The organism is Kordia algicida OT-1 (genome assembly GCF_000154725.1).
In the GTDB taxonomy this organism is placed as follows: domain Bacteria; phylum Bacteroidota; class Bacteroidia; order Flavobacteriales; family Flavobacteriaceae; genus Kordia; species Kordia algicida.
Genome location: NZ_DS544873.1, coordinates 911,107 through 923,703 on the forward strand (window position 1 = coordinate 911,107; position 12,597 = coordinate 923,703).

The following is a 12,597-nucleotide window of genomic DNA, read 5'->3' on the forward strand; positions in this document are numbered from 1 at the left end:
AACACTTGATAATGAAATAGCAGAAAAAATTATTTCGAAAAAAATTGAGAAGAAAGAAGCGATGCGGATCTTTGACGGTTTATCTGAAACAGACAAACTACAGCTAATTTCGCAAATAAAGTCATTGACAGGCATGACAGATGTAGTTAATGGAAGTGGAACTACTACCAAAAGGCTAAAACCATTAGATCAAAGAGATTTAGAAGACAATCATCGTGAATTTATTCAAAAGTTAACGGAAAAATACGAAGCCTTTGTTCCAAAATCAAAAGCAAACGTACCAAAACATCACTATCACTTTGTAGATCAGCGACGTAACTTTCACCTTATCAAGGAAATTAAGCAACTACACTTTCAAATAACCTACGAAAAAGCAGAAGGCGCATACGTGCACGATATTGATGGTAATAAATACATTGACATTTCAGGTGATATGGGCGTAAACATTTTTGGTCACAAAGCACCATTTATCGTTGATGCTGTAAAAGCCGCCTTAGATCGTGGAATTCCGTTGGCAGGTTATTCTGAAACCATTCACAATGCTACAAAACTTATCAGCGAGCTCACAGGTCATGATCGTGTACTATTTACGCAATCAGGAACGGAAGCCGTAATGGTAGCCACTCGAATTGCAAGAGCCGCTACCAACAGAAAAAAGATTGCATTATTTGAAGGAGCTTATCACGGATTATCGGATGTTGTCATGGCAATGCGCGATATGCAAGGAAACAGTTTGGCTGCAGGTCCAGGAATGTTGCAAGAATTTGCCGATCAAATCATAGTATTAAAATACGGAGATGAAGAATCGTTAGACATTATAGAAGCCAATGCAAGCGAAATTGCAGGTGTATTGGTGGAACCTGTACAATCAAGACACATATACAACAAACCTGTAGAATTCTTAAAAGAACTCCGCAACATTACCATAGAAAAAGACATTCCATTAATCTTTGACGAAATGATTACTGGTTTTCGTGTAAGTCCAAAAGGTGCACAAGGAATTTTTAACATTACGCCAGACATTTCTACGTATGGAAAAATTCCAGGAGGAGGATTGCCAACAGGATTGGTTGCAGGATCACAAAAATACATGGACTTAATTGATGGTGGAACTTGGGAATTTGGAGACGATTCCATGCCAAAATCAAAACGAGTTGGTATGGGCGGAACACACTCGCAAAATCCGCTAAAAGTAGCTTCTGCGTATGCAACCATGAAACAAATCAAAAAAGAATTAGAAAAAAGAGAAGACAAATGTAGCAAGAGTTGCAATTTCCATTCACATACCTGTCAAAACATGTACTGTAAACTAAACACACGTACCATGCGAATGGTGGAGGAGCTAAATCAATATTTTGTAGAGCACAATTTGCCTATAACTATTGATTTTTTTGGTTCATTATTCCGCTTCAGATACATTGACAGCTATTGGGGAATTACCGAGGCATTAATGTTTTTACTTATGCGAATGAATGGTGTTGAAACCAACATTCAAGGAAACTGTTTCATCACAACGGCACATACAGACGAAGACATCAGAAAAGTAATAGAAGCTGTTAAAAAGAGTTTACAAACACTTATAAAAGAAGGATTCTTTTACGAAGCGCCAGTAGAAGCTCCAAAAGAAGAATTCTTTACAGAAACTCCAGCGCCAGCGCCAGTACAACAACCGACACAAACACATACTCAGGAGCAAATCAATACCAACGATTCACAACTCCAAAAACTAAAAGATCTTTTAGTAAGAGACTTAAAAAGATTCAATCAATAAACATAATACACCAACAACGTGGCAGAATCAAACGTACTCACACAGGTAAAAAATATAGTTTCCAAAACGCTCAAAATTTCTTTAGAAAAACTTGATGCGGATGCAGACTTTGATAGCTTTGGAATTGACTCCATCATTGCAATGGAATTAATGTCAAACCTTTCAAAAGGAATGAACATTTCCATCACGCCAGCACAATTCACGGAAGTAAATACGATCAAAGAATTGTCGGTTGCTATTGAAGAATTGACAAGTGAAAACGAAACAACTTCAGCAGAAACAGCAGAAACAGTTCAAGAAGTAGCGGCGCCAAGCGTTCCGAAACCAAAACCAGTCAACAAGCCAATAAAACGCAACGTTAGGCAACGACAACAAACAGTTTCAAGAAGAAGTAATACGGTAAAAAGAGTTCAAAATCCGCATAAAAACGTACTCGATAAAATTCAGCAAGAATTCGCAATCGATCTAAGCTATCGCAATTTCAATTCTATCGAAGATATTGCAGATACGCTCATTAACAATCACTTAGATGAATTATTAGCGCATTACAACATTGTGGATGAACTTCTAGAAGAAACCTACTACGAAGATGAAGCATACAGAAACGAAGCAGAAAACTTTTCAGCAGGAATTGCTTACGATGACATTGCAATTGTAGGTGTAAGTTGTAACTTTCCAGATGCGCCAAACGCTGAAAAATATTGGGAAAACCTAATCGGACAAAAAAACAGTATCAAAGAAATCCCACAATCACGTTGGGATTGGAAAAAATACTACTCGGAAACAAATGCAGAAGGAAAAACAAACTCAAAATGGGCAGCGTTAATAGAAAATCACGATTGTTTCGATGCAAAATTCTTCAACATTGACGATGAAGAAGCAAAACTCATGGATCCACAAGAACGTTTATTGCTTCAAGAAGTATACAAATCGTTTCAAGATGCAGGAATCAATCCGAAAGAACTAAAAGATACCAAAACAGGGATATTTACAAGCTACGAATACTCAGAATACGAACATTACCTACGTAACAATGTTACCAAACTTGATGTGAAAAATAAACCGTTTTTCTCATCATCAAGCCCAACATATTACTTATCTAACAGACTTTCGTTTCTATTTGATTTCAATGGGCCAAGCGAAACCTACAATGTAAACTGTGCAGGATCGGCAGTTGCGGTAAACAGAGCGTATCAATCCTTACAAAACGGAGAAAGTGATGTTGCGGTAGTTGGTGGTGTATCACTCAATCTCTTTGCAGATGATTACATCGCACTTTCAAAATATGACATGCTTTCGCCAGATGGAACTTGTGCGGTATTTGATAACAATGCCAACGGTTTTACTCGTGGAGAAGGTGCAGCTTCTGTAGTCTTAAAAAGATTGTCGGATGCAGAAAAAGATCAAGATAAAATATACGGAGTCATCAAAAGTTGTCATCAAAACAACAGAGGAAACGCTCGATTTTTACAAGAAATTGATACTGAATCTATCACAGATGTCATTGCAGATTGCTATGAAAATGCAGCTATAGAACCAACTGGTGTACACTATATTGAAGTAGATGGTTATGCAACAAAATGGGCAGATTCTTTTGAATATGAAGGTGTCAAAAAAGCCTTTGAAAAAGCAAATAGCGGCGAAAAAAGTTGCGCATTAGGAAGTCTAAAAGGAAACATTGGAAATCTAGAATCTGTCAATGGTTTGGCAAGCTTCATAAAACTCGCATTATCATTACATCACAAAAAATTTCCAGCATCTATCACCAAAAATGAAGTAAATTCGTTTATAGATATTGAAAATAAAAAACATCCATTATACATTGCAGACAAGGAAATTCCGTTTGAAACGATCCGAAAAGAAGAAAGCGAAATCATCAGAGCAGGAATCAATTCTTTTGCAGATACAGGTGTAAATGTGCATATTCTCTTAGAAGAATACACAAAAACGACCAGAGACTTATCTCCAAAAACCACAGAACCACAACTATTTGTACTATCGGCAAAAGATCAAGATCGATTAATACAAACGGTTCAAGATCACATTGCTCACTTAGCTAACGCAGACGAAGCAAACTTTGCAAACGCAATATACACTTTACAAACAGGACGTGAAGCGATGGAAGAACGTTTGGCAATCGTAGCAACATCGTTTCAAGATGTTGTAAGCAAACTAAATACGGTAAAAAATGGTTTTCCTAAAGACAAAAAATCGTTGGAGAAAAAAGGCATCTTTTATGGCGCAGTAAAACAAACAGACGACAATCCGTTAATGGGAATTTTCACAGATGATATGACCAAAATGCTCATTCGTGATGGTGCACAAAACGATCGTATGCACAAACTTGCAAACCTATGGACTGCAGGTTTTGACGTACCGTGGAAATCATTATGGGAAAACAAAAAAGTACAACCAATTTCATTGCCACTCTATCCGTTCTACAAAACGAGACATTGGGCAGAAGTTGTGGGCGAAGCTACAGTGACTTCCATACAAAATGCTTCCGAAGAAACGAAAGTACCATCGGCAGCAGCCAAAAAACAAACTACAGCAGTAGCACAAGAATGGTTTTTTTACATTTCTGAAAAAGAAAATGACGAAAACAACCTGAATGCTATTGAAAAAATGGAGTTGTACTTACAGCAGGAAATCGCAGCAATCTTAAAAGTTTCTGTACATGATGTAGACAAGTCTAAAAACTTCCTAGAAGTTGGACTAAACTCCATCGACATCGGAACTTTTGTATCAAACACTATGAATCTATTAGGTGTAACAATGTCGCCAGCCATCATCTTCAACAATCCAGAAGTAAGCAGTTTGGCACGTTATCTCTGCGAAACGTTTCCACAGAAAGTACAAAACGTACGCGTTACAAAAGATGCAAAAAAGGCACAAAAAGACAATGTTGCTGTTACAATAGAAGATGACGGTGGAAAAGCCTTAATTCCACTGCAAACCAAAGGAAGGAAAAAGCCAATCTTTGCTGTGTCGCCAGGCGGAAATGGTACAACACTATCATTTCAACACTTAGTACAAGCACTTGGAACCGATCAACCTTTCTATGGATTGGAATTAGTGATGGGGAAAAATACAAAACCAGAAGACATTTCCATCGAAAGTATTGCACAAGTAAACATTGAGGAAATGAAAGAAGTACAAGCAAAAGGTCCGTACCGACTTATGGGACTTTCCAACGGTGGAATGATTGCTTTTGAAATGGCAAGAATACTCACAGAACAAGGCGAAAAAGTAGCTTTCTTAGGTTTCTTAGACTGTTTCTCACCTTCGCAAAAAGTCATTGACATGGTCGATGAAATTGTGGGTGTTTTTAATGGGAAATTTACCGATGCCTCGGAAAGTACACTCGATATCGATGTGGAAGCACTCAAAAAAATGACCGAAGACAAACGTTTCGATTACCTGTATGAAGTCATCACCAAGCAAGGATTTACCATTCCAAAACAACAATTTGAAACTACATACAACATTGCACGTGCGATGGATATGAGTTGTCGCGCTTACAATCCTGAAAAACTAACAGCAAAAGTAAATGCAGTATTATTTAGGGCAACAGAAGGTTATATGGAAGGTTATGAAAATCTTTCTAAAGACTATGGTTGGAATGCACTTTTAGCAGAAAAAATAAAAATAAATCATATAAGAGCAGATCATTTTTCAATTACCGATCAAGCTTCTAGCGAAATAGTTGCAAAGAAAATTCAAACACTATTCAAAAGACCGCAACGTAAAAAAGTAACCTCATAAATGATAATAAGCGTACAAAATTCTCAGAAATAATCAATAAAAATCATTAATGAAAGCAGTTATTATCACAAAATACGGTCCGCCAGAAGTATTAGAGATCAGAGACATCGAAAAGCCACAACCTAAAGCAAATGAGGTTCTTATAAAAGTACATACAACTACGGCACATGCAGGCGATTCTCGTGTCCGCAGATCAAGCCCTTGGATTGTAGTTCGTTTACTATTTGGTTTTTTCAAACCCAAAAAAAATCTAATACCTGGCGTTGAACTTTCAGGAACCATAGAAAGTGTAGGACCGAATGCAACACTATTTAAAAAAGGAGATGAGGTATATGGTCTAACAGGCTTGCGTTTGGGCTCGTATGCAGAATATTGTTGTATTCCTGAAAAAGTAAAAGATGGAAAACAAGAAACTAGAGGAATCATCAAAAAAACGCCGAGCAACCTTACGTTGGCAGAATGTGCGGTTGTACCTTCTGCAGCGTTGACAGCATTGAAAAATTTACAAAAAGGAAAAGTAACCAAAGGAACAAGTATTTTAATCAATGGTGCTTCAGGAAGTTTGGGAACCTATGCCATTCAATTGGCAAAATATTACGGCGCAGCAGTCACGGCGGTTTGTAGTGGAAAAAATGCAGAATTGGTAAAATCTATCGGAGCCGATTATGTAATTGATTACACCAAAGAAGATTTTATCAAAGCAGGAAAAAAATATGATGTTGTGTATGATGCTGTCATGAAATCAACCCGATTCAAGTGTAAAAAAATCCTAAAACCAAAAGGAATCTATCTCAACAATTACTGGCTGCCGAATATCAAAGAAGCTGATATGGAAATCATCCATGAATTAATAGAGAAAAACGAATTAAAACCAATTATAGACAGAACCTACGACATGGAAGACGTTGTCGAAGCGCACAAGTACTTAGATACCGAGCGAAAAAAAGGTAATGTCATCATACAAATAGAAAAATAAAAAGTCAGTAAAACACCTAAAAAAGTACGTATAGCTGACTCGCTTACCAAAATTAACTAACAAAAATCAATAAACTACTAAAATTAATTTTATGAAGAATATGCTCAATCCCGTATCGCGCTTCATTAGTAAAATTCCAGAAAAAGTCTTAAAAAGAAAATGGCTGTACTTGGGATTTTTCATAGCTGCGACCGTTTTCCTAATTATGAATCTAGGAAACTTAAAAATGGACATGACCATTGAAGGTTGGATTCAGGATGACGATCCTACTAAAATAGCGTTTGATGAATATCACGCGCAATTTGGAAGTGAAGACGGTGTATATATCGTATACAAGCCAAAAGATGGTGATGTATTCTCTGAAAAATCATTGAAAATTGTCAAAGGCATTCAAGAAGATTTACTCAATTACAGAGCCAAGTTAAAAGAAGGCGAAGAATCTGCGTTAGATCATATCGTAAAAGTAAATACTGTAGTAAATGCGCGTGTATTAACTGCGGAAAACGATTTTCTATATGCGCGTCCGTTAGTAGGTGAAAATGTACCAAAAAGCCAAGAAAAACGTGAAGAACTAAGAGAAATAGCAAAAGGTGAAAAACAATTTCCGTTGCAATATTTTTCTGATGACATGCAATATGGCGGAATTTACATAGAAACCAATTTTGGAGCAATTCCTATTGAAGACGATGTAAAAGTTGACGATCTTATTATGGACGACAACAACATCGATCTTACACTAGAAGAAGCAGCAACCGACACAGCAACACCACGTTTTAAGCCAACAGATCAAGTTGATTATTTAAAACTAAACGATGCGATCAACGAAATTCTAAATAAACCAGAATATGCAGAGCATTTTGAATATTATGCAGTTGGAAACACGCCTGCGGCAGAATATGACGTAATGATGGTAGAAGAAATGGGAGACTTATACATGGCAGCATTATTAATTATGATTGTCTTGTTATGGTATTTCTTCAGAAGATTCTCTGCGGTAACTTGGTCATTAACCATCGTTATCTTAAGTACCATTTGGACACTCGGAATCTCAGCGTTACTCGGACTAACCATCACAGGATTCTTAATTCTTACCATATTATTAATTCTAACAGTAGGTATTGCCGATTCGGTGCATATCATGTCGGGATACTCATTCTTACGAAACACTGATGTAGATCACAAAACATCACTCAAAACAATATATGGAACTGTAGGAACGGCGTTACTACTTACTGCAACGACCAACATGGTTGGTATCATTGCCTTAAACATTACACCTGTAGTACCAATTCAAACCTTTGCTATCATGTCTACTTTAGGAATCTCGTTAGCATTCCTATTCACAATTTTCCTATTACCAATACTAATGGACATTTGGAAGCCTTGGAAAAAAGCAAAAGAAGGTAAAAAATCCTTGGGTAGTAAGATAGGACGTATCTTTCCAAACTTTGCGGTAATCATGCAAAAAATATTGGACAAAGTAGTTCCTGTGGTAGAAAAAAGACCAATTCCAATCCTAATCATATTTTTCGGAATCATAGCTTTCTGTATATATGGAGCAACAATGGTAACGGTAAACTCAAACATGTTAGATCAATATCCAGACGATTCTAAATTCAGAGAAAATGTAGAAATAGCCGACAACAAAATGATGGGAGCATACAGCATGGTTGTCTTCTTAGATTTAGGAAAAGAAAACGCTTTTAAAGATCCTAAAGTATTAAAATCACTAGATCAATTACAGCGTAAATTCGAAGAAAAATACGAGAAATACGTAGTAATGACTTCTTCGGTAGCAGATGTTGCCAAAGATGCTTATAAGAAACTAAACTCTGGAAAAGATGACAAATACATCATTCCTGAAGATCCACAAGTACTTTCGCAAACCTTGTTCATGTTCAACAACGCAAGTCCGGAAGACAGAAAAAGATTGGTAGGAGACAACTATCAAAAAGCAAACATAAAAATATCATTGCACAATTATGGTTCATACGAATACAGCAAAGTATTTGAAAATATGCAAAAAGATATTGAAGAAATGGTCGCTAACTTAAAGAAAGATTACAGTGAAGCAACCGTTTCCATCACTGGAATATTTGCCTTAGCAATGCAAACCGCAGATTACCTTACCAAGAATGAAGTAAACAGTTTTGGAATCGCATTAGTTGCCATTTGTATCATTCTTTTAATCGTTTTTGGATCTGCAAAAGTAGGTGCAGCAGCAATGTTTCCAAATTTATTGCCAGCAATTTTAACTTTCGGATTGCTTGGTATACTTGGGATTCCGCTAGATTTTTACACAATGATGCTCGCGCCGATCATAATTGGTATATCTGTTGATGATACAGTAACGTTTATTACTCAGTATCGTCATGAAGTAATAAAAGATGGAAACATAAAAAGAGCATTGCGTTACACAATGAAAGAAGCTGGTCAAGCATTATTATTTACCTCATTAGTCTTAGGACTTGGTTTCGGAATCATGTCTGTTGCAGCTGCCGCAGGAACATCCAACATGGGGAAATTTGGATTCATTGCAATCATTGCAGGATTAATGTGTGACTTATTCTTTTTACCAGCTCTAATCATTGTTTTCAATCTAAATTTTGGTGTAAAAAATAAAACATCAGACGATGGGGAAACAGGAACTAATTTAAAAGAACAAATTCATGAAGCCGTTTAAAAAAAGTATTCAATTCATTCTAATTGTATCATCTATTTTCTTCTTTGGGAATGCACATGCGCAAAGTCCAAAAGAAATCATGGTAAAAGTAGACAGTGTTGAAAATTTCACGTACAATTCGTCTATCCGTAAATTTCAATTTACCTCGTGTAGATATGACCTTTCTAGCGGAAGACTACGTTGTAAAAACAGACCGCGACAAGTCGTAGTAGAAAACATTCACAAAGACTACATTGTAGGTCCAAAAAAGAAAGATGCCAAATCGCTTGATATGATTATATCACCGATTGCAGACAAAGGAACCAACATGTTGGTTTGGAAAAAAGCCGATCAGGACGACAATGATTTCTGGTTGTATTTGCCAGCATTAGGAAAAGTAAAACGTATCGCATCTAGCAATGAAGGAGGCGAAACAGGAAGCGTTTTTGGAACAGAGTTTTCTATAGAAGATGTGTCGCCAAGAAAAACAAAAGATTACACATACAAACTTTTGGGCGAAAACACGCTAAACGACAGACCTGTTTGGATTATAGAATCGACACCAACAGAAACTCGTTCTAAAAAAACATACTACAGCAAAGTAATTAGCTATGTTGATAAAGAACGTTACGTAATTCTCAAAGATGAATTGTATGATAGAGTAGGAACACTATTCAAGCAACTTATCACTAAAAAAGTAGACAGAATTGATGGTGTTTGGATTGTAACAAAATCTGCAATGATAAATCTTCGCTCACGCAGAATCACTAATTACGATGTATTATCAATCGATTTCAATCTAGAAATTGACGATGAATTCTTTACACAAAGAGCGATGAGTGACTTTGCATACAGAGAAAAGAAAATGAACGAATATCGCAATACACTCCAGGAAGTAGATTCCAACAAAAAATAACGACAGCAAAAGCTTCAAAAACTCTTAGCGACACGGCAAAATGTCGTGTCCTAAGAACATTTGTAGCAGTCTTAACCAATCAACCATGACGCAGTCAAACTTAAAAATGCACTATGATGCCATAATTATTGGCTCAGGAACTTGCGGAGCTACTATAGCAAGAGAACTATGTAAGCAAAATAAAAAAGTATTAATTCTTGAACGAGGAGCTACACTTCCTTTAAAAGAATCATTATTAGGAATTGGCGCACTTGCTAACGAAGTTCCAGTCAGTGGAAAGCTAAAAGATATGAGAGCATTAGCTACAGGAGGAACTTCCTCACTTTACTTTGCTGTAGCAACGCCTCCACCTATTGATACGTTTAAATCACTAGGTATTGATCTTACGAAAGAATACAAAGAAGCACTAGAAGAATTGCCTATTGACTATTTGCCTGACGAGCTTCTTGGTCCACAATCTCTTAAATTAAGAGATAGTGCAAGAGAATTGGGTTATGATTGGTATAATCAGTTAATGTTCGTCGATCAGTCAAAATGCAAATCTGGTTACACCTACGAATCAAAGTGGAAAGCAAAAGATTATGTAGATGATGCCATTAAAGATGGAGCTACTATAATCAATAAAGCTGAAGTTACTAAAGTAATAACAGACAATAAAAAGGCAATTGGTGTAGAATATAAACTTAAGAAGAAAACAAAATCTAAAAAATTTGAACTTTGTAAAGTATTCGGAGACAAAATAATACTTACGGCAGGCGTACTTGCTTCCCCTATAATTTTAAGAAATAGCGGTGTAAAAAATGTAGGAGATCGTGGCTTTTATGTAGATCCTAATTTGGTGTACTTTGGATTAATTCCAGGTCTTAAATCTGAAAAAACCTTTGTGGGAGCAATGAAAGCAGATTTAGAAGAAGATCTTGCATTAGGAGACGTTAATGTTATAAAATCATTTTATAGATTAATAATGTTGTCCTTATTAAAGCCGAGACACTTTTTTTCGTACTCAAATAGTATAGGTATAGGAGTAAAAGTAAGTGAACCTTTAGGAGGAAAATTTCTAGATAATGGACAATTTCAAAAAGAATTCTCTAAAGATGTTTATAAAAAATTAGATAAAGGTTCAGAAGATGCTTTAAAAATCTTGAAAAATGCAGGAGCAAAGCACATCATCAAAGGTCCTATGAATGTAACAGGTATTGGAGGATTGCTTAGAATTAACGAACATATCGATAATAATCTGCAAACAGAATTTGAAAACCTATATGTATGCGATCGATCGTTTATACCAGATACTTTTAGAGATCCACCTACACTAACGTTAGTTTGCTTAGCCAAATATTTAGCCAACCATTTATTGTCATCTAACGAGTCCTAATTAAGTAACTGACAAATAAAACTCAACTATTTAATATAAAATTACCTATCTGAAAACCATCAGATATTACCAAAAATTACACCAAAACATAAGCTAACAATAGCTTACAATAAGTACAATCAAACTAATAACTAATCAAAATTACTAACAAGCATGGAAAACGAAAACAAACCTGCAAAGCCAAAAAGATGGAAAAAAATATTAAAATACATAGGAATTGGTCTTGGATCACTGATTATCGTATTATATCTCTACAATCTATACTGGGTAAACTCAGGTTCTAACGAATGGGAACTTGAAATCGACAAAGATGGCGTACAAGTATACTCACTAAAAGTACCAGGAGATAACGTAGTAAAATTCAGAACCATCTTCAAAGGAAAATACACGCTTAGTCAATTGGCAGCTCCACACTTATTAGACCATAACTTAGAAACCTGTAAAGAATGGTTTGAAAACTGTGTAGACTGCGAAATCATTGAACCTTTTGATACCATCAGACAATACGATGTTTCATTATGGACGTTAGATTTCCCATCGCCATTTCAACCAAGAGAGTTGCTCATCAACACATCTGTAAAGCAGGACGAAAACAAAGTGGTAACCATCGATGTTATAAGTGTGCCAAATGCAGTAGAGCATAACAAAGGAAAAATTAGAGTAGAACGTATGCACAATGTATGGCAATTTACGCCACTCGGAAACGGAATGGCACAATGTCAGCTTACGCAAGATATTTCTCTCGGAGGATTTTTCCCTTCATTCCTAATGAATATGGCAGGAAAAGACGCCAACTATGATTTCATGAAAAATGAATTGCCAAAATTCTTAGAAAAAGAAAAGTATAAAAATGCAAAGTTCCCTTTCATAGAAGAACTATAAGCAACCAATTAATATCAGGATATCACTTTGCCATGAGTGATATCCTACTTCAAGCTTTACAATGTCCCGCAAACCCTCAAAAAGTATATTGATTCTTAGTATACAAAGCTTGAAATCAACAATCACATAATTTTTTACTTAGCAATAGCTAGCCAGCTTCAAGAAGCCTTGTCATGCATACAATGTATGTACAATGAAAACTTCTAGAAAGGCTATTCCTATTCATATTTCTAATAAAAGGTACCAAATA

7 protein-coding genes are annotated in these 12,597 nt (G+C 36.0%); all 7 read left to right on the plus strand.

Going from position 1 to position 12,597, the window contains the following annotated elements:
• Window positions 1–1,771: aspartate aminotransferase family protein (locus KAOT1_RS03980; protein ID WP_007093424.1), on the plus strand; the 1,771-nt coding region annotated here is incomplete at its 5' end.
• A gap of 18 nt (window positions 1,772–1,789) precedes the next feature.
• Window positions 1,790–5,536 carry a beta-ketoacyl synthase N-terminal-like domain-containing protein gene (locus KAOT1_RS03985; protein ID WP_007093425.1) on the plus strand — a complete coding sequence of 1,249 codons (3,747 nt, stop codon included), beginning with the start codon at window positions 1,790–1,792 and terminating at the stop codon, window positions 5,534–5,536.
• A 49-nt stretch (window positions 5,537–5,585) separates the two neighbouring features.
• Window positions 5,586–6,512, plus strand: coding sequence for an NAD(P)-dependent alcohol dehydrogenase (locus KAOT1_RS03990; protein WP_007093426.1), 927 nt, complete (start codon window positions 5,586–5,588; stop codon window positions 6,510–6,512).
• A gap of 91 nt (window positions 6,513–6,603) precedes the next feature.
• The gene (locus KAOT1_RS03995; protein ID WP_007093427.1) at window positions 6,604–9,195 is read left to right on the plus strand and encodes an efflux RND transporter permease subunit; all 2,592 of its coding nucleotides are present in this window, start codon (window positions 6,604–6,606) and stop codon (window positions 9,193–9,195) included.
• Window positions 9,182–10,090, plus strand: a complete 909-nt coding sequence (locus KAOT1_RS04000; protein WP_007093428.1) for an outer membrane lipoprotein-sorting protein — start codon at window positions 9,182–9,184, stop codon at window positions 10,088–10,090. The genes KAOT1_RS03995 and KAOT1_RS04000 overlap by 14 nt, the downstream gene beginning before the upstream one ends.
• A gap of 85 nt (window positions 10,091–10,175) precedes the next feature.
• A complete protein-coding gene (locus tag KAOT1_RS04005; RefSeq protein WP_007093429.1) occupies window positions 10,176–11,465 on the plus strand; it encodes an FAD-dependent oxidoreductase in 1,290 nt (429 codons plus the stop codon).
• Between the two features lie 153 nt (window positions 11,466–11,618).
• Window positions 11,619–12,347, plus strand: a complete 729-nt coding sequence (locus KAOT1_RS04010) for an START domain-containing protein (protein WP_007093430.1) — start codon at window positions 11,619–11,621, stop codon at window positions 12,345–12,347.
• Window positions 12,348–12,597: the final 250 nt, after the last annotated feature.